Here is a 25,666-nt window from a genome sequence, read left to right on the forward strand (position 1 = left end):
TTTAGTGAAACGGCTTTTTTTAAGCGTTCAATTCTGTTTTATGCCCTTTTACTGCACTACGTTTGAATGCAGTTGCTAATATAATAACCGCACTTACTATACCAATCCAAACGAGTACAGTAACAGGTGTATTCCAGCTTACCCCTTTTCCGAAGAAGAAGATTTCTCTTAAGCCTTCGATCATAAATTTCATTGGTAACCATGGGTAAACCCAGTCTTGATAAAACGGAGACAACATCTCAGGTGCTAATGATAATAACGGCGCCCCGAAAAATAGTAATAAAGCGAATAAACCGATTCCTTTTAGCCCAACTAATGAAAGTACCGCAGATATCATTAAGAAGAAACTAAAAGAAGTAATGGATAAGAATAGAGCTGTATCCGTGAAGTTCGAAATATTTAATCCTACCATCCCATCTGCAATCCATGTAAGACCAAATCCAATTACAAGTGCCGCAATAGCTCCTGTTACGATTTGTTTTACTTTCAATATAAAGTTTTCTTTTCGTGAACTTACCGGTATTTTACTAATCGCAATAAAAATAATCGCTGCGCTCGCTAAACTTGCAATCCATAACGGCTGGAACAATGATATTGGTGAATTACCGTTCGCACTATTTTTGCCGACCACATTCACATTTTTCACGTTCTTTACACTAGGTGTTACTAATTTCTCAGCTTGATCTGTTGTTACAGTAGCTCCTTTTGCTTTCAACCCTTCTAATATTTGTGTACGGACATTATTGTTCATATTATCAACCACGCCATTTAATATTTGTCCTGCCATAGTTGATGCAGCCGTATTCATTCCTTGATTAATATATATTTCTATCTCAGGTGAAGATGGCTGTGGTGTTCGTAACGACGCTTGTTTTGCGCTAAATTCTTTCGGGATGACTAATGCCGCGTAATACTCTTTATTGTTTAATCCCTTTTGAACGGCTTCTTTATTTTTTACTTCTACCCACTTCACTACGGGTTCTTCCTCTGATTTCGCTGTTTTTTTCATGTTATCAACGATCGTTTGCCCCATATTCATTTTCGGTTGATTTGGAATTTCTACACCTTGATCCTCATTTACAATTGCAATTGGCAAGTTTTTCGGCTTTGGTTGAACAGTTGGAAATAACGTTAATGAAAAAATAAAAACAACAAGTAGTGCAATAACTGGTGATAACAATAAAAGTTTATTTTTAAACATCTTCTTTTCTCCTCCTTTAATTTGATTTATAATAATCAACAACGTGTTGTTTATTTATATTTTGAATTATATGTTCGAGTTGAACCTTATACAATAATCAAAAATCGTGAATGTGTCGGTTATAAGACACATTTTCTAAATGTGTTCAGTAAAATTAAGGAGGGACATGCTTTGCGCGATAGTAATTTAGATTTGCGTGTTGTTCGTACGAAAACTGCCATACGGAACGCATTGGTGGAGCTAATTGAAGAAAAGGGTTTTGACGCCATTACAGTGAAAGATATCACAACGAAAGCAAACATTAATCGCGGTACTTTCTATGCGCACTATCAAGATAAATTTGATTTAATGACAAAATGCCAAGAAGACATTATGTACGAGTTTTCTAACATTGCTAAACAGAAATTCCCGGAAGTTATTGCTGACCTTGGAACAAATCCTTCTCCAACAATGCCATTTATACTTATCACTTCTATTCTTGAATTTCTAAATGAAAATAGTGATTTTATGAGAGCTGTACTAAGTCCGAAAGGAGATTTATCTTTCCAAACAAAACTGAAAGACTTTATGTGGAAAACATTATTTGAAGATACGAATGGCCCTCTCATTAATAAGGAGAATTTACTTGTTCCAAGCGAATACTTAACTTCTTATATGGCATCTGCACATATAGGTGTCATCCAGCAATGGTTAAATAATGGACAAAAAGAAACACCTGAGGAGATTGCTCGCTTTTTATCAACTATTGCAGTTCATGGACCTTTTTATGCAGCTGGTTTAAAGAAATAAGTCCGCTATATAATAAAAGATCATCCACTTTAATAGCGGATGATCTTTTATTTCATTACAACACTTCAATATATCCTTCTGTTCCATGTACCCGAATTCGTTGTCCGTCTTTTATTATTTTCGTAGCATTCTCCACACCGACAACTGCCGGTAATCCATATTCACGTGCAATCACTGCTCCATGTGTCATAAGTCCACCAACCTCAGTGACTAACCCTTTTATAGACACAAATAACGGTGTCCAGCCCGGATCAGTAAAAGCAGTAACTAATATATCGCCCTCTTCTAAATTCGCTTCTTCCATGTTTAAAATAACGCGTGCCCTTCCCTCTATAACTCCTGATGAAACAGGCAAACCTACAATCGCATCAGCTGGGAGGTTCTCTCGTTTATATTTACCTGTAATGATTTCTCCATCAGACGTCATTATACGAGGAGGCGTTAGTTTTTCATATAATTTGTAATCATTTTTTTGTTTTTGTATCAGCTCGTAATCTAGTTTATTCGTGCGAACAACTTCGTGAAGCTCTTCAAAAGTTAAATAGTATATATCATCAACTTCATGAATGACACCGCTCTGCACAAGTTGCTCAGCTTCTTTCAGTAACGCCTGCTTATATATGAAATAACGATTAACCATGCCGTATTTTGGATATTCACGATACCCGATACAATTACGGATGTTGCGAATCATACGCTTCGTTTCTTCTACTTTTTGTTTACTATCCGGTAAGTGTTGTAATCGATTTACTAACTCTTCTTCTTTTTTCACAGCTTCCTGCAGCCCTTCTTCAAACTTCCGTTTACTAGCACCATATTCAAAGTCCCTTATATGATTTAAAATCATCGGTATAATTGTAGCTGGCTGTTCACTCCAGCGCGTTTTCGTAATGTCGATTTCTCCGCTGCATCTCATTCCATATTTATTTAGAAAGGCATCGATTGCATCCCGAACTTTTTCCCCGCCTTTAAACTGAATTAATTCATCTAAAAAGCTGTCATCTTCTACATGTTGTAAATACGCAATGACTTCTGGATACGGCCGAATCACATCTGCAACATCTAATAATGCTAAACCCATTTCTGAAGTAATATTATTTTGTACAGATTGTGAAAGTACATCTGCTGCATTCTTTTCCCCTAGCCATTGTTCCATCTTTTCATTAATCCATGATGAAGCATTCATACCTGCCATAATAATAGCTATACTTTGCGAGTTAAATAATACTTTCTTTAATTGCTGAATGTCTTCTAAAATAAAATCAAGTACATCCACCCCTGATTTCGTTTGCATGTTTCGTTTTAACTCTTCTATTGATGTTTGACTATTCTTTATTAAATTCGTAACGATTTCCGGATCATTCTCAGGTTGTTGTTGCGAACTTGCAGATGGCACATTTTTACTAAGATCCTTTTCTTTTTCATCATCCGGTAACAATTGAATAAAATCATCTCGCTCGATTATAGTTGTTAATGCATCTCTTACGAGTGGATCCGATTTTCCTAAAGTGTTTATTAAGTAATCTCTGCTAGCAGGTAAAGCTAATTGTTGCGTAGCATCAACAAATAACCTGCCTCCCGCTTTACGCATAGGGGCACTAGTCGTTAACAAGAAAAAAGATAAACCTAATGGTTTCATCGCATCGGTCATCATTTGTTGGTGACCAACTGATATATACACGTGATTTTCCCCATCATTTACTTCTGGAATTGGATATAAAGTCGTAATCGGTCTGCTTTGGACTATATAAATTGTATCATGGGCTAAGCACCATTCAATATCTTGCGGACAACCAAAATAAGCTTCGATTTGTCTTCCGATCTGTGCTAGTTGTAAAATTTGTTGTTCAGACAATGTTTGAAGTTTTTGCTGAACCGGATCAATCTGTTTCGTCTCTGTTCCGCCCTCTTTTAAAGCATAAATAGCTATTTTTTTAGTCGCTATCATCGTTTCTGAAATTTCGCCTTCTTTTACTTTATAATTATCGGCAGAGACCAGTCCCGATACTAATGCCTCACCAAGTCCAAAACTGGCATCAATTGATAACACCTTTCGGTTAGAAGTAATCGGATCAGCCGTAAATAAAATGCCCGAAGCCTCAGGGAAAACCATTTTTTGAACGACAACACATATAGAAACTTGCTTATGTTCAAAACCATTTTGCATGCGGTACGTAACTGCTCGCTCTGTAAATAAAGACGCCCAGCACTTTCTTACATGCTGTAAAATCGCTTCTTCTCCGATAATATTTAAATACGTATCTTGTTGACCTGCAAATGAAGCATACGGTAAATCTTCAGCCGTCGCACTAGAACGCACGGCATACGCATGTTCATTTCCAAAACGTGAGAGATAATGAGCTACTGCTTCCATTACATCAGTAGGGATTTCTACTGCCATAATGACTTCTCTAATCTTCTTACTCATTTCACCAATTTGAGCACGCTCTTCCATTTTCAACTTTGTTAGCTGCTGCAACAAAGTTTGAAGCTCTTCATTTTGCTCGATAGCCTTTTCATATCCTACCGTTGTAACACAAAAACCTTCGGGTACTTGTATACCTTGAATGTTTGTTAACTCCCCTAAATTCAAACCTTTTCCACCGACGAGCGCAAGCTGCGTGTTTTCTATTTCCTGAAAATCGAGAACAAAAGAACTCATGTAACATCTCTCCTTACTATGCATGTGTTCTTGATTGTAGCAGGAGTCAATACGAATAAATAGTCTATTTCGAACTTGATTTACATGATATAATTAAGTTAGGAAGAGATAACTATTTTTATTTCTCCCCCTCTAATCCACTTCAATTACATCTCCAAACTTAAACATCCTTTGATTATGAAAAGCATCCGTACAAGTAATTGTCTTATTTACTGGATTTATACCAGCTTCTGTTATGTAATTTTTATATAGATAGCTATTTTTATAATATGTAAGTAAAACCTCTTCTTCACCTAAATATGAAGTTAACAGCTTATTTTCAATCCTTTCTTTTGCATCTTGCGTTAAGATTGGGCGCGGAATCTTTGTTTGCTCCTGTATCATTTTTTTAATACAGACGAACTGCTCTGGCATACTAGCAAGCAGTTAAATATACTACAGTGTTTTTCCTATCATTTGGTTAGCTGTTATTGAAGTATATACGTTCGTATTTTAATGATGATATGTAATGATTGGTTGAATGTTTCTTACACTGATAAAAAAGGCCAATTCCCTTAGCGTACAGGGAATCGGCCTTTTCTATGTTGAAAATTGCTTAGCGTACGAAATTCACGTTTTGTTGATGCTTTCCCTCCAAGTAAAAATGGACAGTTTTGTTTGAAGGCGTTATATAATTCTTAAATTGATGGACATATAAATTTAAACTAAATTATATACTCGACACTCTTCACTAAATAAATTTGTATCATATGTATGTTCTATATAAATTTGATGCCATACCATAAAGGTTAGTACTGTCCAAATTTTACGACTATGATCACCTTTATCTGTGCGATGTGCCTCCAGTAAGTTTAATACATATTTTTTATCAATTAAATGTTCGGTTTTACTTTCTTTAATAATATTCAGAGCCCAGTCATACATTTCATCTTTTAACCAATGACGGATTGGCACTGGAAAACCGAGTTTCTTACGATCTAGTACATGATCTGGAACAATACCACGTACGGCTTCACGTAAAATAGCCTTTGTAGTTCTATTGGCAATTTTTAATTCTGTTGGAATTTTAGAAGCGACATCAAAGACTTCTTTATCTAGAAATGGAACACGTAATTCTAGTGAGTGAGCTGTAGACATTTTATCCGCTTTTAATAAAATATCTCCACGTAACCATGTGTACATATCAATGTATTGCATTTTACTTACATCATCATAATCCTTAATTTCATTGTACAATGCTTTGGTAACATCCTTATAGTTAACACTTTCATTGTAAGACTTTATTAACTTAATCTTCTCTTCTTCACGAAAGATCTTTGCATTACCATAATAACGTTCTTCAATTGGTGTACATCCACGCTCTAGAAAACTTTTCCCTTTAAACCCTTCTTTAAGTGCTCCACTTAAAGCTTTTAAAACCGTTCTCCCGGAAGTGGGAATGTATGAGAACATTTTTAAAGAGTTTGGCTCACGATAAATATTATATCCGCCAAATAGCTCGTCTGAACCTTCACCAGACAGAACAACTGTTACATGTTTACGTGCTTCTTTTGCAACAAAGTACAATGGTACTGCTGCTGGATCTGCTAATGGGTCATCCATGTGCCACATGATTTTTGGGAATTCATTCATAAATTCTTGTGGTGTTACCAATACACTATAGTTTTTTACTCCTAATTTCTCAGCAGTTTCTTTCGCTACATCTATTTCACTAAATCCACGGTGCTCAAAACCAACAGAGAATGTTAGGAGATTTGGATTTATTTCTTTTGCAATAGAAGCAATAATAGATGAATCAATCCCGCCAGATAAGAATGCACCCACTGGAACATCGCTACGCATATGTACTTTTACTGAGTCATATAATACATCACGAATTGCTCGAATGTGTTCCTCTTTTTTGTTATCTGAAGCATTGAAATATGGTTTCCAGTAGCGATAAACCTCTATCTCTTTTCCAATTTCTTTTATGAAATAATGACCAGGTTCAATTTTATTAATATCATTTGTTAATGTTTCTGGTTCTGGTCCGTATTGGTATGTAAAATAATGTTGGAGAGCAGTTGGATTTACACCCTTATCTTGCATTACATGTAGGATACTTTTCTTTTCAGATGCGAAGAAAGTTATATCGTTCTGTTGTGCAATGTAAAGTGGTTTAATTCCAAAATGATCGCGAGCACCAAATAATTTTTTCTCTTGACGGTCCCAAATTACAAAAGTATACATTCCACGAAGATAATTTACACATTCTTCTTTTACTTGGGCATATAATGCAGCAATAACTTCCGTATCTGACTGAGTTGAAAAACATGCTCCCTGTTTAATTAACATTTCACGTAATTCTATATAATTATAAATTTCACCATTGAACATAAGTATATAGCGTTCATTATCATATGCTAGCGGTTGATGTCCCGCATCCAAATCAATAATACTTAACCGTCTAAACCCAAATTGAACATGCTCGTCACGAAAATATCCCTGGTCATCTGGACCACGGTGGTATAACAGATTCGTCATATTTTCAAATTGTATTTTTTCTGTTTCTGAATATCTTTTTGCAGTATTATACAAACATCCTACATAGCCACACATTTTTTTACCTACTTTCAAATTATCTACTCTCTAAAATTTTTATAGTGTAATCCACTTTCAATAAAAGTCAAAAAAATACGCTCGTCAATTAAAGCTTCACAAATAAGTTCTAAGAAATTTAGATAAAAAGGACATTTTTTTGATGATCTAAACTAATTGAAACTTTAATTAAATTATATATCTATAACAAGATAGGGCAATGTTACTTTTTCTATTATAATGATAGATATGTTCTATCTCCCCTCTAATAGTTATTCGAAATTCAATCACTATTTAATTAATTTTCTAATCTGTTCTTTACTTTGTTCAGAAATAGGAAATCCTAATTTTATAATTTCATTTGTAAGCAATTCAATAAAATTTCTAGTGCCAAACCCAATAAATTTATCTCTACGTAAAATAAGGTTAACTTTCCTACTAATTCTAGGATTTACTATAGGAATTGCTAATACATCATTATCTACAGTAATATCAAGTAAAGTTTTAGAGACAATTGTCACGCCAAATCCATTTCTAACAAGATCAAATAACGATTCGATACTAGAGGTCTCAATAATTGGAGACAAGTTTATTTTTTGTGGTAAACATGTATAATTCAATAACTTTCTGCATTCATGACTGTCTGGGAACAAGATTAATGGTAATTTATTCAATTCTGAGAATTGTATTTCTTGTTCATTAACTAGTGAATGGTTATTTGATACCACTAAAAATAACTCTTCTGTATATAATGGTACTTTTACAATTTTTTCATCTTCGAATACGTACTCGGAAGAATCAATTGTAACAGCAAAATTAACCTGATTCTGGTTTATTAATTCTAGTATTTCATCTGAACTTATAATTTTTACTGTTACCTCTGGATAATTTTTATGAAAATCTAATAATAAAGTGGAGACTAAGTCTGTTAGTTCGCCAGGCAAAGTGGCAATTGCTATTTTACCTCCTTTTATCTCCTTTAATTCACTGATTTGTTCTTTTACATTATCTAATGCATTAAAAATATTTTTACATTCGTTGGCTAAAATAGAACCAACGTCAGTTATGGCTATTTTCTTTCCCATGCGGTCAAATAACGGCATACCTATTTCGTCTTCAAGAGCTTTAATTTGATGGCTTAATGTAGGTTGCGTAATACCTAGCTTATCTGCTGCTTTTGTAAAATGAAGTTCTTTATAAAGTGTCATGAAATACTCTAACTGTCTTAATTCCATATAAAAATAATCTCCTTTTTTTAAAAAATAATTATATTTCTTTGCATATCTTTATTCATATTATGAGAAATCCTTAATTTTTCAGCCTTATAATCGCTCCGTACTCTCCCTTTACTGTATTATTGCCTAAATGTTCTATTCCTTCATTTATAAAAAAACGTAACTTTCTCTAATTAAATTTACTAGAGAAAATTACGCTTTTGTTATTTGGGATTCGATAATAAATTTTCTTAGTGGGTATATTTAATGTCCTATAGCCTTTCCCTTACAAAAATTTCGTTGGCTATATATGATTTATTTCACCTTTCAGCTTAAAAATTTCTATCTATTTAACAATGAGTACCCTTATTTTTCAACTTCTAAAGGGATGTTGTGACTATAAGTTTGACTAGAGCTTCTAATTTGAAACCCTTCAAAGAAATCAATAGTTAAATTATCATCAAGAAAAGCTAAAGAGGCTTTGTTTATATAAAATGATTTCCAGTTTGTTTGAATTTCTTCGAAACCTACATCTGATTTAATTAATTGTATTCTTACAACCCCATCCAATGGACGCCCGCAGCCTCCCATTTCATATTGTAGAAATCGAAAATGGTTAGGATATTTAGTCTCTAAACTTTCGAAATGTTTAATAGCAGCTTCTGTAACAGTAACATTAATTTGCATAATATTTTCCCGCCTTTTCTATTTTGGATTGAAAGTAGAATAATTCAAAAATTCCCAATTATAAGATTCATAACAAGGCGCTTCAAGTACTTCAATTATTTGAAATTGTACTAAACGTTGCGCACCAGGAAACTTTGAGAGATTATCTTTATCCATGTTCCAAATGATACTTGCTTCTCCTGTGATTTGTAATGTATCCCCAGTATTAAAATCAAAAAACAATAACCCAACATTTGGATTTTGGACAATATTTCCTAAAGTATTGAACAACATGTTTCCTGAGTAATCTGGAAATATAATTGTTTTTTCATTAATGACATGAACAAATCCTGGCATCCCACCCCTATGGGAAATGTCCATCTTTTCCTCAGAACTTGCACTTGCAATAATAAAAGTATCGGATTCACTAATCCAATTCTGTTGCTTTTTATTTAAAGTGTTACGCGGATGAAGTTTCTTATTTACAATTTCTTCAACAGCTTTATATTCGAATCTTCTCGCCTGTATATATTTAGGACAATTACCGAATACTTGTTCAATTTTGATTTCAAAGTTTCCATCTGGATAAATCATCGAAACCTTACCATTTATTCGTATTCTTATTCTGGAAGCAAAATCAATTACTAAAATTCCTACTTCCTTGTGTTGTAAAATATTAAAAAATAAAGGATCACCTTCATTTATTTTTGTATTGATTTTAACTAAGTCAGCTTCGATAGCTTGTATGATACCAGGGTTTCCTGCTAAAAATGAACTCCAAACTCTCCCCTGTTGATCCATAGAAGATACCACGAATGAATTCTGTCCATTTAGAAAATTTATGAACTTTTTCGTCATTGTCTGTTGAATCATTGTACTTGCAGTGCTTGCAATCTTTTGTACACCTAGTAAATCGTGTACAGTACGCTCTCCAGAATGAAAAACCTCCATTTATTATTCCTCCAATCTACTTTGCAATAGCGGACTAGCTAAAACACCTTCAAATACTTAAATGAAATAAAAAACATCGTATTCCCCAAAAATGTAAAGCGAACATTGATAATATAAGCTTTGCCATCAACAAGCTTTCATTACTTTTTATTAATATACATAGAAGAATGAAAGCCATTCACTACAAGAAAATAACTTCATTTCACACTAGTCCTCTTTTGCAAAAGCATAATGGATTCAAAGGATTACCTTTAAGTTCTAACCTAAATATATACAGATATCTTTACGTTTAAAGCCACGCTTTACAAGATACTTTATATACCCCTTATCGTGAGATTTTTATCTATTAAAGTTACTTATCATTTCGTATTGCTATCTTGTAAAGCAACTTCAGTTTAACTCTCAGTTACCTATTAATCAATTCTATAATTTCTATAGTTAACATAGATATCATCTATCATTTTAAGTACATAAAACATTTATATTAAGGATAGATTTAATTCGTAAAATAGGAGGCGCCAAAGTTTTTTAAGTTAAAAGTAGTTATTTGGGTTTGTTTCTTTATGATTTATTGAAACCTTAATCATAGATACCTTCTATGAAAATGATAGAAATGATTACATTGATAAATAATAGATGCTTTATATAATTAAGTTAAGCTCATGAGCTAGCAAGAAAATGGACAATATCAATTATTTATAGGAGGCAATTTATATGCAAAAAACAGTTGCAGGTATAGTAATTCCAGATAGTAAAATAGCAGTAGAGGCGCAAGAAATTCTTCGTGAATATGGTAACGATTTACTATGGAATCATTCAAATCGTGTTTACTTATTCGGTGCTCTTCAAGGAAAAAAAGCTGATCTTAAGTATGATGAAGAGCTATTATATGTTAGTGCTCTATTCCATGATCTTGGGCTCACAAAGAAATTTAGTAGTCCAGACAAACGTTTTGAAGTAGATGGTGCAAATGCTGCACGTAGTTTCCTTCAACAACATGGCATGGATAATGAATCAATTAGACTGGTTTGGGATTCGATTGCACTTCACACAACGATTGGAATTGCTGAATATAAAGAACCCCAAGTTTCATTAATTTATTCTGGGGTAGGTTACGATGTTATGGGAGATGGGTATGACGAAATTTCAGAGGAAATTCGTGAACAAGTTGTATCTGCTTTCCCTCGAGATAATTTCAAACAAAAAATCCTTCCTGCTTTCCTTGAAGGTTTCGCTCATAAACCTGAAACTACTTTCGGAAATATTAAAGCAGATGTTTGCTCATTGCTTCTTCCAGGCTTTAAACGCAAAAATTTCTGTGATTGCGTTTTACATTCACCTTGGAAAGAATAGTCATTACACTTATGACTATTAGAAAAAGGAAATATCTACAAAATAAGTTGGTTACGATTTTGCTTCCTTTTTATATAAAAATTAGAACGAGCTAATTAATTTCTAATTTAATGTAGTGAAATATTACTCATAGAGATAAAAAGCTTGCCATTTTCATTAATGGCAAGCTTTTTTAAGCAAATAATATCTAATAATAGAAGGATCAATTTTTGGGCACTCCATACATGCCCACCAACCTAAGATTTTGAAGTATCCCCAAAACGAAAATTTTATCCTTTCATAGTTGTCCATAGAAATTCAGTTCATTTTTTTCGTGTTGAGAAAGAATGTATTTCTTAGCTTAATAGCAATGTAGTGCTACTCCAGCTTAAAAATATTATTAGGTAACACAATATAAAATCAAACAGTTAAAGGAGCAATAATCTATGTTAAAACTTGTGCATAACGAGACCCACCCTACATTCTTTGAGCAATTTTTCTTTGAAAATCCTGTTCAAAATGATGTTTTTATAATTGAAGTTAACAAAAAACATTTCTTTTTCGAATACGATGCTGTGATTGCTATGATCAAAAAATCAAACTCAAAACAACAAGAATATGTTAAAAGACAACTGCAAATGTATCACTATTTAAGCCAGGACTTAAGTACTTGTTTACAAGCAATCGCAACAGATTACATAAGAAGAATTTTCGAAGAGAACAAAAAATGGAATGCAAGATTGGAGCCTCACACTCCATCCAACACATGAACTATAGAAGAAACTTATCCAAAGTGGCAAAATGGAGAACTAACGGGAGTTAAGTTCGGGGCTATTGAAACTAAAGAAAAATACTTTTTATAAAATAGTGAAAGAATATGGAGAAAACGAAGTGGCAACTAACTTATAAAGAATTGAAGACGAAAGTTACTTAAAGTAGAAAATTCGGCTTCTTTTATATCGAAGTTTGCTTAGCGTATATTTTCGTTAAAATACGGGTAGTACCTCATCGCTATCGAGCTAAGCTCATACAACATCAATTATAGTAGAGGTCGTTTCTTTTTCTAAAGGCTACGTGTAAGGAATTTAAAGACCCCCTCAGGGATCAATGAATTCCTAAGGGGGTGCCTACATGATATAACATATTTACAATTACGTTACGTTTAAAATACGTATCTTTTTCATTTACCTTATAACCATCCTATTTAAGTGTATAAGAACTATGCTTTTGAGATAAAAGTCATTACTTGTTTTATAAACTCGTAACCAAAATAACCACTAAATCCGAATAGGACTATTGCGGCAAATATAGATACCCTTTTAATAAAGGTTGGATTTAGAAAACGTCTAGTAAAATGAACAAAGCTTAATAAGATCATATCATGCATTAAGATACCTAATAAAATACCTACAGCTATTAATATAAATGTAGATGTGCTTGCATTACCTAATGAAGAAACTAGAACCGGACCAAAAACCCCTATCCAAAATACAATATTAGCCGGTGATATAGCAATCATAAAACCAGATAAATAAGCTGATAATAAAGATTTATTAGGATCTTCTCCCTCCATGTTAACTTCTGACTTTGCCTCTTTAATACTTTCTATTCCAATAAACATTAAAAATACAAAACCTAGTAGCCACATAACTGTTTCTACCCATGGGTTGGTTAATACACTAGAGAACCCTAGATAAATCAGAACTATTAAAGATAAATCTACAGTCATTCCTCCTATACCTACAAACCAACCATGTACGAAACCATTTCTCATTCCTTGTTTAGTCATTTGGACTGTCATAGCACCTGCGGGTATCGCTAAAGATAAACCTAACAATATATATGTGAAAAGTGTTATAATCATAAAAATTCTCCTATTATAAGTATTGTAATAATCAAACCCTTTTTCTTTTTCCTCGGGTTCAGCAAATAGAGCCAGAGCACGGCGACTTTTCACATTACTTCTAGCAAGCACAAAAAACTCACAAAAAGAATAAATGCCTAAAATCCCATAAGGTCCTTTACATGTTCAGCATTCTTTTTAGATGTTAATTTTTCAAGTAATAAAAACGCAACATCAAAAGCTGTGCCTGGATTTGATGATGTAATAATATTTCCATCTTGTACTATTAAATCATTTTGTACTATTGCACCAAAATTCTTTAACTGCTCTTTTCGTTTACTCGTTGGATGACTGTATGTGGTAGCTTTTTTACCTACAAGAATTCCACTTTTGCCAAGCGTTAATGATGCAACACAAATACTGGCAATAGGCTTCTGCTTGGCATAAAAATGTTGAATAACATGTAAGAATTCTCTACTGTATGCATCCCGATAAAAACCAGCCTCTTCAAATCCTCCTGGAATAGCTAGTGCATCAAATTCATCTAATTGAATATCATCAACCGTTTTTTCCGGTATGACAGTAAAATTCCAAGTACAAGTTAATTTATTCCGAAGACCAACTGTTACGACCTCGGTTGATCCATCTCCCTCCCATTTATTCCAGCCTAGTACATCTGTAAATACACTAGCTTCTACTGCTTCAAACCCGTCAGCTAATAATAATAAAATCTTTTTCATATCGTAAACCGCCTCCTTCTACCCTTATTTTATACAAGTATAGAAGGCTGATAAATAAGTTCAATAAGGATATTTGATTGTTCGGCTTTATTTTATAAAGAATTTAGGTTATTCTATTTTATAAAAAAAGGTTGGGTAATTTATGGATCAAATTGATAAAAAAATCGTGGGACTATTACAGTCAAATGCAAAAATTTCAATGAAGGATTTAGCGGAAGCGGTTCACTTATCTTCCCCGTCAGTAACTGAGCGAGTACGAAAGTTAGAGGAACAACAAATTATTGAAGGTTACCATGCACATGTTTCTCTAAAAAAAATAAATCGTCCAATTTCTGCACTTATACTGTTTAAATCAACAAATTGTAAATCATTATCTAACTTTTGCTATAATCATCCAGATGTACTCGAGTGTTATAGAGTAGCAGGAGAAATTAGCTATATTGTCAAAATAGCAACACATTCTGTAGAAAGTTTAGAACAATTTATTGATGATTCAATGCAATATGGTACTCCATCAACGAATATTGTGTTATCTTCTTATGAAAAAAAGATAATTACTCCTTTTATTAGTGAAGAGTAAAAATACTAGCATAATTAATTAACTATTGCTTATGCAGAAGGATAATTTTTGTATGTTATATAAAAAAATAAAGACGTTATATTTTTTTAAAAGGAGTGTAATTACAATGAATTTTTCTAATAAATCAGTGATCATAACAGGGGCTGGAAATGGAATCGGGAGAGAAATTGCTTTACATTATGCAGAAAAAGGGGCCAATGTTATTTTAGCAGATATAGACGAAAAAGCAGGTGCAAAAACAGTTACTAAGATAAAAGAACAGGGTAAAGAAGCACTTTTCGTACAAACAGATATAAGGCTCGAAACAAATATTATTCGATTAATGGAAGTAGCTAATCAAACATACGGTCAGATAGATATTTTAATCAATAATGCCGGAAAAGAGTTATTCAAGTCCCCTTACGATATTTCGTTAGAAGAATGGGACGATGTGATCAATACAAACTTAAGAAGTGTTTTCTTGGGTTCGCGTGAAGCAGCAAAGTATATGCGTCATAACAAAGAAGGTGGATCTATTGTGAATATCGCCTCTACAAGGGCGATTATGTCTGAGCCAAATTCAGAATCTTATGCTGCCACAAAAGGTGGGATCGTTGCTATTACACATGCGCTCGCAGCCTCATTTAGCGAAGATAGGATTACAGTGAATGCTATTTCCCCAGGTTGGATTGAAACAGGAGATTATTCAAAATTAAGTAAAATTGATCATGAACAGCACCTATCAAAGCGTGTAGGAACACCAGATGATATTGCACGAGCCTGTCTGTATTTAACAGCCAGTGAAAATGATTTTGTTACAGGTATAAACCTTGTCGTAGACGGTGGAATGACGAGGAAAATGATGTATGAAGAATAGGCGGTAATCAATCAAGAAATACAGATTCGCTATCAATAAAGCCTACTTTATCCAAGGTGATTTACCGAATCATCATGTGAATTTGAAATACAATTGAACTGTCTATAAAAAAGATGAACCGGAATTTCCTATCTCTAATAAAGAAGGGGTTTATGTTTTTCTTTCGGATGAAACATTTGAAAGTGAATAAAAACCATGAAGTACTCAATGCAAGGACACCAACTACACTAAGAGCGTTAGTTAGATAAAAAATAGAATATATCATATAGCTAGTAAGAGATATTAGTATCACTGAAAGGGCTGTTAATAGCTATTGAAAAGCATAATTTAATCAATCTCAATTACATCACAAAACTTAAATATCCTTTGATTATAAAAAGCATCGGTACAAGTAATCGCCTCATTTAATAGATTTCTATTAGCTACCGTTCTGTATTTTTTATAAAAATACATTAAAATATTCAGATGAATCTTTTATTAACTCATAACCCCTCCTCAAAAAATAGTAAAAACTACACTTGTGAAATCAATATTTTCTGTTTGCACTTTATATAAATCGATATGTCTCCACCTTAATTTTTATTTTTTGTAATCCCCACTAATTCTTTTCTCAAATCCCCCAAAATGGATTTGAGAAATTAGGGAACTATAATCTCGTATTGAAATATATTAAGGGGGACAAAAGGTGAACAAGGAAATGAATTATGGAAGTGATTACAAATTTATTCCAGCAACTTCAATTGAAAGTGGTCACGGCATCGAAGTATTACCTGATTTATTTTGCTACACGATTCAAATCGTCAACATATGTTTTGTTGGGAATCCGCATACCGATGATTTTGTTTTAGTTGACGCTGGAATGCCTAAATGTGCAAATGAAATTATCTCTGTTACTGAGGAGCGATTTGGTACAAATAGCCGTCCAAAAGCAATTATTTTAACTCATGGGCATTTTGATCATGTTGGAGGAATAATTGAACTCATTAAATATTGGGATGTTCCAGTCTATGCCCATCAAATGGAGATACCGTTTTTGACTGGACAACAAAGCTATCCTGAACCAGATCCAACAGTTGAAGGTGGTATGGTAGCGAAAATGTCTCCCTTGTTCCCTAATGAACCGATTGATTTAGGAAATAGCGTAAAAGCACTACCTATCGATGGAACTGTTCCCCATATGCCAGAGTTTAGATGGATTCATACACCAGGGCATACTCCTGGGCATATTTCATTATTCCGAGAGAAAGACCGAACTTTAATTGCTGGGGACGCTTTTGTTACAGTGAAACAGGAGTATCTGTATAAAGTAATAACTCAAGAACAGGAAATAAGCGGTCCGCCTCGTTATTTAACAACAGACTGGAAAGCTGCTAAAGGATCAGTTATTAAGCTAGAGAAGTTAAAGCCTCTAACCGCTGTTACTGGACATGGGATACCGATGTCAGGTGACTTGCTATCAACAAGCCTCAAAACACTTGTTCAAGAATTTGATAAAATTGCTGTACCTGATTACGGAAAATATGTAGACAAAAAGATACATTAAGTATAAAAATCAAAACGGAAAAAATTATTAAGTTTAATAAAGAAACACTGTACTTAGGCAACGTCTGTATTATAAGAATGGAAATACACCTTGTGAATAAAACTCGTTATTCCGAAAATACTATCTGTAGTATAAGCCTGCTTCTTAACCAGGTTGTACTTCTTACCATTAAAGGGTGATTAAAACGGGTTACGCTATATAAAAGCATAATCCGTTTTTAATGAAATATTGTATTCCATATACGTTTAAACAATGGAGGAAAATGATGAAACATATTGTTGCCTTATTAATTAAATACACAGCGATAACTGCAGTATTGCTAATCATGCTCAGTATCTTTCAATCCATTTCAATGCCTAGAGTATTACTAATTTCTCTTTTTCTTACGGGAGCTGCCTATTTAATCGGAGACCTCTTCATTTTACCTAAATACGGAAATATGATTGCTACAATGGCAGATTTCGGCTTAAGCTTTTTCGGAACTTGGTTACTAACATCCTTGTTTACTAATTTAGATGCTACTCGTAACATTGGACTTTCTTCATTTATAGCCGCTTTAATTATTGGTGGAACAGAAGTTTTCTTCCACATTTATATGAAGAGGCTAGTGCTACGTAACGACGATAAATTAACAAATCACAATCATATTCAACATAATAAATATGCTATGGAAATGTCAGATGAATATATAGATTCTTCCACAATAAATAAATTCAAGCTTGAGGATACATCTAAAAAATAAAAAAGTGGCCAACGCCACTTTTTTTATTTTTATTTTTATTTATTACGCTTGATCAGAATTTCTTACATGTAATGGAGGTGGAACTACCCATCCCTTTTTCTTACTTAAACGTAGCAGAGTTACACCTGCCTGCGCTTTTTTCATATGAAATTGTCCAAATAACATGCCTACATCTTCTCGAAGACATTTTCCCATTACTTGACTACATGTCACAAGTCCAGCTGCTAGCCCTGCAGAAACAGCAGCAGCAATTTCAACATCATTAATACGTGCCCCTGGGGGAATGTCTTCGATAGATGCAACTGGTCGTTCTGGAGGAGCAGGCGGTAAAGCTACCCCATTAACCTTTAAAAGAGTTTTTAACTCTTCTACTTCTGAATTCATATCATTTTCAATTAAGCTTTCTAAAAACTTCTTCAAATCTTCGTCACCTGTGTGGTTCATAAATACTTGATGGCTTGCAATTGCACCTTGTGCTGCTAAAAGATAACTCCAAATATCAAATACTTCTCCGTAATGTAACGGTTCATTTTGAGGATTTCCACTTAAAATACCCATTTTTAAATTCCTCCCTTTCGAAAATATCATAATAAATATTGATTTCAATATTGAAATCAAATTTTTAAGTATGCTTTTTCCTGCAAAAGATTTTCTACTATGCATGGAAAACACCTTTCCAACACTGCGTGTTTATTGTTTAGGAAAGTCGTTTACAAATAAAATACTCAAAGATTATGAAAGAAGATTATCAATAATCTTTGAGTGAGAATCTGTTTAATATAAGGTTTTTTATTTTTATGAATACACAAAAGAAATTGATTTACATATTTGCTATACTTTATGCCAATTTACTTAGCGGTTAGCTCTACCACCAAGTTGTTGTTCTGCCATTGCTACTAAACGCTTTGTAATTTCACCACCAACAGATCCGTTTGAACGAGCTGTTGTATCTGCACCAAGTTGTACACCAAACTCTTGTGCAATTTCATATTTCATTTGATCAAGAGCTTGTTCAGCGCCTCGAACTAATAATTCATTACGACTTCCACTATTATTATTTGCCATATCGTTTCACCTCCAATGTTTTTAATATGCTACAAATTATGAAATAATAATTATCCTTTTTATGGGAATTAAATTATGTATAAATATTGAGTTTCTTCTTAAAATAGGGCAAAGACATAAGAAAGAAGAGCTACTATAACGTACTTTCATAACAACAATATGTATAAATTTCTCTTTACTAAAGATTTCTGTTTTGCCAAGAGATACATATAAATTATGAAAAATAATTTATAAGGAGATATGAGATGAAAGCTGTAACCTATCAAGGACCAAACCAAGTACAAGTTAAACAAGTTGATGATGCGAAGTTAGAGAAAAAAGACGATATTATTGTAAAAATTACTTCAACCGCTATTTGCGGTTCTGATTTACATTTATATCAAGGGAACATGCCTTTACCGCAAGGGTACATTATTGGTCATGAACCAATGGGCATTGTTGAAGAAGTTGGTCCAGATGTTACTAAAGTGAAAAAAGGAGATCGTGTTGTCATCCCCTTCAACGTTTCTTGTGGACATTGTTTCTATTGCCAACATGAAATGGAAAGCCAATGTGATAACTCCAATCCTCATTATGATTCTGGTGGATACTTTGGTTATACAGAGAAATTTGGTAACCATCCAGGCGGACAAGCAGAATATTTAAAAGTTCCTTTTGGAAATTTCACTCCATTTGTTATACCGGAATCATGCGAACTTGAAGATGAATCTTTACTGTTTTTATCCGATGTTTTGCCAACAGCCTATTGGAGTGTAATAAACGCAGGTGTTAAGCCAGGTGATACTGTTATCGTCCTAGGTTGTGGACCTGTTGGATTAATGACACAAAAATTTGCTTGGATGCAAGGTGCTAAGCGCGTAATCGCAGTCGATTACTTAGATTATCGTATAAATTATGCAAAAAAGATTAACAATGTTGAGGTATTTGAGTTTACAAAATTCCCCGATATGGGAGAACATTTAAAGGAAATCACACATGGCGGTGCCGATGTAGTCATTGATTGCGTGGGCATGGATGGAAAAAAATCGCCACTAGAATTTCTAGAACAAAAGTTAAAATTACAAGGCGGAACTCTCGGTCCTATTCAAATCGCTACGAAAGCCGTAAGAAAATATGGAACGGTTCAAATGACTGGCGTTTATGGTGGCAATTATAATGCATTTCCACTCGGAGCATTTTGGGTTAGAAATATTAATCTTAAAATGGGACAAGCACCTGTTATTCATTTTATGCCGGAACTATTTGAAAAAATAACAAATAAAGAATTTGATCCAAAAGAGATTATTACACACAAAATCCCCCTTGAAGAAGCAAGCTACGGTTATCAAATTTTTAATAATCGTGAAGATGATTGTATTAAAGTTATTTTAAAACCTTGAAAATTGTTATGTGACTGAACCTTTTATTTTTCTATGCAGTAGACTGCTAAAAATAAACCTACTGCATAGAAAATTATTCTAATCAACCTCAATTACATCACAAAACTTAAACATTCTTTGATTATGAAAAGCATCAGTACAAGTAATCGTCTCCATTAATGGATTAATATCCACTACTGTTATGTAATTTTTATATAAATAACCATCTTTATAATATGTAAGTAAAACCTCTTCCTCACCTAAAAATGAAGTTAATAGCTTATTTTCAATCATTTCTTTTGCATCTTGCGTTACAATTGGACGCGAGGCTTTCGTTTGCTCCTTTATCATTTCTTTAATAACTGCGAACTGCTCCGGCATACTGGCAAACGGTTGCCACTTTACCATACCTCTTCCTTTTAGCATACTAGCATTCTTCACGATTTGTGCCCTCCTAATAATGTGTTTCTATATCTTGCTGTTGCGACGCTTGTGTAAGAAATGCCTCGTAAAATACTGTTCTTACCAAATCGTGTTCGAATTTCGTCCATAACTTTCGTTAATCGTATTTCTTTTTCTCTTTGTACAATGTTATCGAAAAGCGAAATTTGCTCTTCCCCTTCATTAATAAGGTTTGTTAATGAAACACTTACTGATCGAATCGGCTCTCCTGTATGGCGCTCATATAAAAAATATGTACAAACATTATAAATATCCATCGTTAAATTTGTTGCTCTATTTAACGTATGTGCCTTTTTTATTCCCCCACCGTATTCCCTGCTATATCCAACTGAAAAATGAATTGTTTGCGCGCATTTCTTTTCTCGTCTCAATCTATAACAAACTTCTTCTATATGCTCTAATAAAATAAATATGAACTCTTCTACCGAATAATCACGCAATAATATTTGGCTTTTCGCTATAGATGTTGTCGCTGGAACATATTTTTCTGCTATTCTACTAAAATCAATTCCATTACTATGTAGATGTAACTCTTCTCCTATTACACCGAATGATTGCTTTAAATATTTCAAAGGATACTGAGCTAATTCTCCAATGGTATGTATATCCTTTCGATTTAATTTCATTTCCGTTTTATACGATATACCCCAAAATTTACTGAGCGGTCTAATACTCCATAACTTCTCGGGTATATCGTCATACGTCCACTGCGCTATTCCATCCCTATTCTTTTTCGCTTCCACATCCAGTGCTACTTTACTCATTAATAAATTCGGCCCAATACCAATCGTACTTTCAATCCTTGTACGTTCATATATTTCTCGCTTGAACTTTAATGCAAAATCGCGCGGATCACTGGCAAACAAATGAATACTTGCGGTCATATCCATAAAAAATTCATCGATACTATATTGATGAAAATCTTCCGGTGCGACATACTGCAAAGCCAAACCCGTTATGAAAGTTGAACACTTCATATACGTATGCATAATTGGATTCACAATAATAATATCTGGTCGCTTCGGTATTTCGTACAAACGAGCCATCTTCTTTATTCCTAACGCTTTTAATGGCGGTGTTGCTGCTAATACAATTGATCCGCTCTGATTCACATCCCCTACGACAGCCAATTTTGTATATCTTGGATCAAGTCCTTTTTTAATACATGATACGCTTGCATAAAAGCTACGAAGGTCTACACAAAGAATAATACGATTCGGTAAAAGAGAATAATCATACAAGGTTATCACTCCTAACAAAAAGAACATTCGTTCTTATTATATACGAACTCATGTTCTTTTTAAAGGTATTTCTATGAAAATTTTGGTTAAAATGACCGGGCTTTAAAAATCTAAAAACACTTAAGATCCCTACAATATTCAAATACTGTTTTCACCATTAGGAGATGACACTGTATTTAGTTCTAAAAAATCTCACTCAATGCACACTACATATAATTAAGAATGATATTTACGCGCTATCAATCACGGTGGGAAAAACTCTGTATACAAAACAGCTAGAATTTTAAGTAACTGATGAACATAAAAACTACTAAAATTCATTTCAGCTTTCATGTCTCTAATTCATATATTCTTCTAAATTTATTTTCAGCAAAATCTCCTACATAGCACCTGTGCCAAGATTCATCTGCATAACTAGTTACATTCTCCTTTTTGCTATTATTAATAGCTTAGTAATAAAAGCTGTTAAACAGCAAAGGTGCGAAGTCCTAAATTAGACTTCGCACCTTATACAAATTTATAATCAGTGACGATACAAACACAACTACAATAATATATACATAATAATCACTCATTATATCTGTTACTTCTTTAATCGGCTGGAGAGAATACAATATATAAACCAATCCTTTTACTTAGCCATCTCTCATGATTAGTTTGATTATTCCTAGATACTTAACGCCTTCTATACTCATTTCAAGCGTTAATCCATTCCGATTGAAATTACAAATGACAAAATTTTTCTGTTTTTCTTTTTTGCCTACTTGCTAAATTCAGCAATTAAAACGTTTTTAAAAGACTCTGGATTATTAATCTTAAAACTGTTCGAATTGACGGCCAATGTATGTTTGCCTCCAAGTGTTCCACCAGCAAAAGTGGAAAACCCTAGAACGCCACCTCTGTGTCCCCATACCGAGACACCATTCGGAAGCTTAATTTCAAGGATTCCAAGACCATATCCGGTTCCCTCTCTATTTGTAGGAACTGTAGTAAGCATTTGTTTTAACTGCTGTTCCTTCAGTAATTTACCACTGAGTAAGTAAGAGAAGAATTTGTTTAAATCGTCAGCAGTAGAAATCATATCTCCATCCGAGCTACCTGGGTTAATATAAGTAACGTCTTTTAGCTCACTCGCTCCGTCTAGTTGCAAATAGCCACGGGCATGCTTGGTGCCTGGAATCACGCTTGAATTACCAGGTAGAAATGTATTTGACAAATCAAGCGGTTCAATAATTCGGTTTTCAACCTCTTCCGCATAACTGTTGCCAGTTACTTTTTCAATAAGGATCCCCAGTAATACGTAACCTGTGTTTGAATAAGACCAACCCTTTCCTGGTGCAAAATCTGGGGGAAGAGAAATCCCCATTTTGACGAATTCTTCAGCCGTATACGATTTTTTTGTATCCATAATATCGAAGTCTTTTGAATTTATATAATCAGCAATACCACTTGTATGATTCAATATTTGCCGGATAGTAATCTGGTTACCATCATATCCGTTTCCTTGAATAACACCAGGTAACCATTTTTCAATGGAGTCGTCTAGATTCAAACGGTTCTCTCCAGATAATTGAAGTAGAACTGTTGCAATGAACGTTTTCGTCACACTACCAATGCGAAAGCGAAAATCTGCTTTCATTGGTTTCTTAGTTCTCAGATCCGCTATCCCAGCGGTATAACTCCAAGTTTTACCACCCTTAGAAATTTGAGCGAGTATTCCCGGGTATCCAAGTTGCAGTTCATCTCGTATTGCTTTCTTAACGGAATTACGATCGCTTTGCGTACTTGTTTGTAACGAACTAGATACATTTTGCGTAGGTTCTGCTTTTACAACTGATGTTGGTGTTATGTATAACAGGGAACTTCCACCTATTAAAAGTGCTAGACTTGCACATGTAATTTTACTGCGTGTTTTCATAAAAAATTCCTCTCTTCTATTAAAATTGTATAGATAGTTGATAGAAGTGTCATATACGAACCACACAGCTATCCATTCTCCAAATGATGAAAAGGCAACAATGCATTTGCAATCATTGTACTCATTATTTTCACAAAACACTCTTGTTACTGATTGTTTGTTTTATATGTAGGCCGTAATTGTTCCCCCCTTCACGCCTCCTTATATTTTTATCCTACACAATGAAAATCTCTTTTTTCTTACCTATTCCTTACAAATTCCTTACATACAAAATCACTTGTACAATAGGGTTGAAGTAGCATCTGTGCCCGAAAGCGCAAAAAACACCGATGCTTTTCGCTTCAGTGTTTTTTGCGCTTTACATATTGAAGATTCGTTTTACTCTTAACAGCTTAAATTGCTGATTTTTTCTAATGCGATTATTCTTCTTGCTATATAAAACAAATTTCATAGTGTTATATGAAACACTATGAAATTTGTCATTAAGGCACATTATTCTAAATTTATTGATGTAGTTGAGATGGACTCACTTTTTGAATTTGAACAAGTATATCAAACGCTTTACCTAATGATATATCAACAGTTTTTGGTATATCAGGCCCTTCGGTAGTTATTCCAGCGAAAATTGGATGTTGTTCGTTTAACCAAGTTTTTGTCACGCCGTTCGCCTTACGTAAATCAATAAAAAATTGATCTTTTTTCACCTGTCCAAAAATGTAGTTATAACTGTTTAGATCATCTAATTTTAATGTTCCATATGGGCCGAATTCACCATTGCTATTCTTGACATTGTATTGTCCTTCATAAACTGACGTTCCAATAGATACGTACCGTTTTCCGTAATATTCTGCTAAATGCTGCCCAGCTACTTTAGGATATATAAAAGGAAGCATATTTGTTTTCGAAATGTGTCCATTATGTCCCCATACAATGGTTTTTCCTAAATGTTCTTCAGTCCACTTCGCATTTTCATACATTGCAATATCATGTTTCAAATAAAAATCCGCTGGTTTATCAGGAGGTGTCGCTAACATTGTAGTAAACTGTTCAATAATACGAGCATTTTGCTTTATCCATGCAAACTCTTTAGATTTTCCATTTAAATAGCTTTTATTTTCCTCTAATAAAGCACTAATTTGTTTAGCATCTAAAACATACTTTTCTTTTTCTTCTTTCGTAAGACTTTCAAAAGTATTCATATCCTTTGTTACAGGAATAAGACCTTTTATCTGCTCTTCTACTCTAGGCAATAGTTTTGAATTGTTCGCTTTAATATATTCTGTTATATTATTATAAACATTCTCGTTTACTGATTGAATGTCCATCCCGATGATACGTACTTTAGATTTATGTTTTGGATTAGCATTATATTGCCGAATCCAATCAAGTAAATCTAGCATTTCTTTCGTCTTAAATACAGGTGTTAGATGTTGGCTTGGGTTTCCCTTACCAGTAAGAACATATCGATCAAGTTCCAAGGCCCTGTCCCATCCCTCTTCTAAAACTAGATTGGTAAAGCCCTTTTCAGATACTAAATACTTAACAATGCGGTGTTTCATCGTAAAAACTTCATGAGCCCCATGCGTAGCTTCACCTAAACCTACAATTGAAGCTGAACCTACCATATCCTTAAGTGGTTTCAAATCATTAAGAGATGCAGTTGGATTAGTTGTTTTTAAAGGCTTTGCATGTGCTTCTAACCATTTCGCTATTTGATTTGTATTATAGGGAGCTGTAACAGAAACCTCTGTTTTCGAATCTGCATAAGTATTTCCTACAAAATGAGTCATTGTTATAGCAGAAGCAACAATTGCAATAATTATTTTCTTTTTCATAAAAAACCTCCTGAAATATTTACTTATAGCTTTTTGACATACTCTGCCAACTTCCGTTTAAAACATTCATTTTCTTATTACTGTTAAGATA

General features: G+C 33.7%; 23 protein-coding genes. 8 read left to right on the forward strand and 15 right to left on the reverse strand.

Annotated elements, in window-relative coordinates:
* Positions 1-19: 19 nt before the first annotated feature.
* Positions 20-1,201 (reverse strand): YhgE/Pip domain-containing protein, encoded by a 1,182-nt coding sequence (locus OXT04_RS07475; protein ID WP_267414107.1) that lies wholly within the window; start codon positions 1,199-1,201, stop codon positions 20-22.
* Positions 1,202-1,372: 171 nt separating this feature from the next.
* Here OXT04_RS07475 and OXT04_RS07480 point away from each other — a divergent pair, with 171 nt between their 5' ends.
* Positions 1,373-1,990, forward strand: coding sequence for a TetR/AcrR family transcriptional regulator (locus OXT04_RS07480; RefSeq protein ID WP_043315287.1), 618 nt, complete (start codon positions 1,373-1,375; stop codon positions 1,988-1,990).
* A 55-nt stretch (positions 1,991-2,045) separates the two neighbouring features.
* Here OXT04_RS07480 and ppsA read toward each other — a convergent pair whose 3' ends face one another.
* The 6 genes from ppsA to OXT04_RS07510 form a co-directional block, all read right to left on the reverse strand.
* Entirely contained in the window at positions 2,046-4,652 is a 2,607-nt protein-coding gene (ppsA, locus tag OXT04_RS07485; RefSeq protein ID WP_267414108.1) for a phosphoenolpyruvate synthase, read from the reverse strand.
* Positions 4,653-4,784: 132 nt separating this feature from the next.
* Positions 4,785-5,066 carry a YolD-like family protein gene (locus OXT04_RS07490; protein WP_267414109.1) on the reverse strand — a complete coding sequence of 94 codons (282 nt, stop codon included), beginning with the start codon at positions 5,064-5,066 and terminating at the stop codon, positions 4,785-4,787.
* A gap of 285 nt (positions 5,067-5,351) precedes the next feature.
* Positions 5,352-7,250, reverse strand: a complete 1,899-nt coding sequence (asnB, locus tag OXT04_RS07495; RefSeq protein ID WP_267414166.1) for an asparagine synthase (glutamine-hydrolyzing) — start codon at positions 7,248-7,250, stop codon at positions 5,352-5,354.
* A 269-nt stretch (positions 7,251-7,519) separates the two neighbouring features.
* Entirely contained in the window at positions 7,520-8,464 is a 945-nt protein-coding gene (locus OXT04_RS07500) for a LysR family transcriptional regulator (RefSeq protein WP_000423358.1), read from the reverse strand.
* A 345-nt stretch (positions 8,465-8,809) separates the two neighbouring features.
* The gene (locus OXT04_RS07505; protein WP_001166736.1) at positions 8,810-9,130 is read right to left on the reverse strand and encodes an iron-sulfur cluster biosynthesis family protein; all 321 of its coding nucleotides are present in this window, start codon (positions 9,128-9,130) and stop codon (positions 8,810-8,812) included.
* Positions 9,131-9,148: 18 nt separating this feature from the next.
* Positions 9,149-10,060 carry a pyridoxamine 5'-phosphate oxidase family protein gene (locus tag OXT04_RS07510; RefSeq protein WP_267414110.1) on the reverse strand — a complete coding sequence of 304 codons (912 nt, stop codon included), beginning with the start codon at positions 10,058-10,060 and terminating at the stop codon, positions 9,149-9,151.
* 714 nt (positions 10,061-10,774) lie between these two features.
* On the opposite strand from OXT04_RS07510, the gene OXT04_RS07515 reads away from it, so the two are divergent.
* Both OXT04_RS07515 and OXT04_RS07520 read left to right on the forward strand, forming a co-directional pair.
* Complete coding sequence (locus OXT04_RS07515) at positions 10,775-11,413, forward strand: HD domain-containing protein (protein ID WP_001174222.1); 639 nt, start codon at positions 10,775-10,777, stop codon at positions 11,411-11,413.
* A gap of 425 nt (positions 11,414-11,838) precedes the next feature.
* Entirely contained in the window at positions 11,839-12,162 is a 324-nt protein-coding gene (locus OXT04_RS07520) for a hypothetical protein (protein ID WP_306802040.1), read from the forward strand.
* Between the two features lie 449 nt (positions 12,163-12,611).
* Here OXT04_RS07520 and OXT04_RS07525 read toward each other — a convergent pair whose 3' ends face one another.
* Positions 12,612-13,256, reverse strand: a complete 645-nt coding sequence (locus OXT04_RS07525) for a LysE family translocator (RefSeq protein WP_000587495.1) — start codon at positions 13,254-13,256, stop codon at positions 12,612-12,614.
* Between the two features lie 137 nt (positions 13,257-13,393).
* Complete coding sequence (locus OXT04_RS07530; protein ID WP_000722336.1) at positions 13,394-13,975, reverse strand: DJ-1/PfpI family protein; 582 nt, start codon at positions 13,973-13,975, stop codon at positions 13,394-13,396.
* Positions 13,976-14,117: 142 nt separating this feature from the next.
* Between OXT04_RS07530 and OXT04_RS07535 the strand changes: the two genes are divergently transcribed.
* The 4 genes from OXT04_RS07535 to OXT04_RS07555 all read left to right on the forward strand — a co-directional run bounded on the left by OXT04_RS07535 (position 14,118) and on the right by OXT04_RS07555 (position 17,696).
* Entirely contained in the window at positions 14,118-14,555 is a 438-nt protein-coding gene (locus OXT04_RS07535) for an Lrp/AsnC family transcriptional regulator (RefSeq protein ID WP_000372089.1), read from the forward strand.
* Positions 14,556-14,661: 106 nt separating this feature from the next.
* Positions 14,662-15,411, forward strand: coding sequence for a glucose 1-dehydrogenase (locus OXT04_RS07540; protein ID WP_001011722.1), 750 nt, complete (start codon positions 14,662-14,664; stop codon positions 15,409-15,411).
* Positions 15,412-16,096: 685 nt separating this feature from the next.
* Positions 16,097-16,954, forward strand: coding sequence for an MBL fold metallo-hydrolase (locus OXT04_RS07550; RefSeq protein WP_098509149.1), 858 nt, complete (start codon positions 16,097-16,099; stop codon positions 16,952-16,954).
* A gap of 265 nt (positions 16,955-17,219) precedes the next feature.
* Positions 17,220-17,696, forward strand: a complete 477-nt coding sequence (locus tag OXT04_RS07555) for a YndM family protein (protein ID WP_142327678.1) — start codon at positions 17,220-17,222, stop codon at positions 17,694-17,696.
* Positions 17,697-17,738: 42 nt separating this feature from the next.
* On the opposite strand, the gene OXT04_RS07560 is transcribed toward OXT04_RS07555, so the two are convergent.
* Together OXT04_RS07560 and sasP are read right to left on the reverse strand one after the other, a co-directional pair.
* Positions 17,739-18,254: a DUF3231 family protein gene (locus tag OXT04_RS07560; protein ID WP_097846546.1), complete on the reverse strand. Its 516-nt coding sequence runs from the start codon at positions 18,252-18,254 to the stop codon at positions 17,739-17,741.
* A gap of 294 nt (positions 18,255-18,548) precedes the next feature.
* Positions 18,549-18,761 (reverse strand): small acid-soluble spore protein, SasP family, encoded by a 213-nt coding sequence (gene sasP / locus OXT04_RS07565; protein WP_000002841.1) that lies wholly within the window; start codon positions 18,759-18,761, stop codon positions 18,549-18,551.
* 245 nt (positions 18,762-19,006) lie between these two features.
* Between sasP and OXT04_RS07570 the strand changes: the two genes are divergently transcribed.
* Positions 19,007-20,140 carry a zinc-dependent alcohol dehydrogenase gene (locus OXT04_RS07570; protein WP_000649083.1) on the forward strand — a complete coding sequence of 378 codons (1,134 nt, stop codon included), beginning with the start codon at positions 19,007-19,009 and terminating at the stop codon, positions 20,138-20,140.
* Between the two features lie 78 nt (positions 20,141-20,218).
* On the opposite strand, the gene OXT04_RS07575 is transcribed toward OXT04_RS07570, so the two are convergent.
* The 4 genes from OXT04_RS07575 to OXT04_RS07590 form a co-directional block, all read right to left on the reverse strand.
* Entirely contained in the window at positions 20,219-20,560 is a 342-nt protein-coding gene (locus tag OXT04_RS07575; protein ID WP_016512621.1) for a YolD-like family protein, read from the reverse strand.
* Positions 20,557-21,822: a Y-family DNA polymerase gene (locus OXT04_RS07580; RefSeq protein ID WP_267414111.1), complete on the reverse strand. Its 1,266-nt coding sequence runs from the start codon at positions 21,820-21,822 to the stop codon at positions 20,557-20,559. Before OXT04_RS07580 ends, OXT04_RS07575 begins: the two co-directional genes overlap by 4 nt.
* A 760-nt stretch (positions 21,823-22,582) precedes the next feature.
* Entirely contained in the window at positions 22,583-23,740 is a 1,158-nt protein-coding gene (locus OXT04_RS07585) for a serine hydrolase domain-containing protein (protein ID WP_000857802.1), read from the reverse strand.
* A gap of 503 nt (positions 23,741-24,243) precedes the next feature.
* Positions 24,244-25,575 (reverse strand): erythromycin esterase family protein, encoded by a 1,332-nt coding sequence (locus tag OXT04_RS07590; RefSeq protein WP_025118610.1) that lies wholly within the window; start codon positions 25,573-25,575, stop codon positions 24,244-24,246.
* Positions 25,576-25,666 lie beyond the last annotated feature (91 nt).

The sequence above is a fragment of the Bacillus sp. GC_Bacil_1 genome (assembly GCF_026540675.1).
In the GTDB taxonomy this organism is placed as follows: Bacteria; Bacillota; Bacilli; order Bacillales; family Bacillaceae_G; genus Bacillus_A; species Bacillus_A cereus.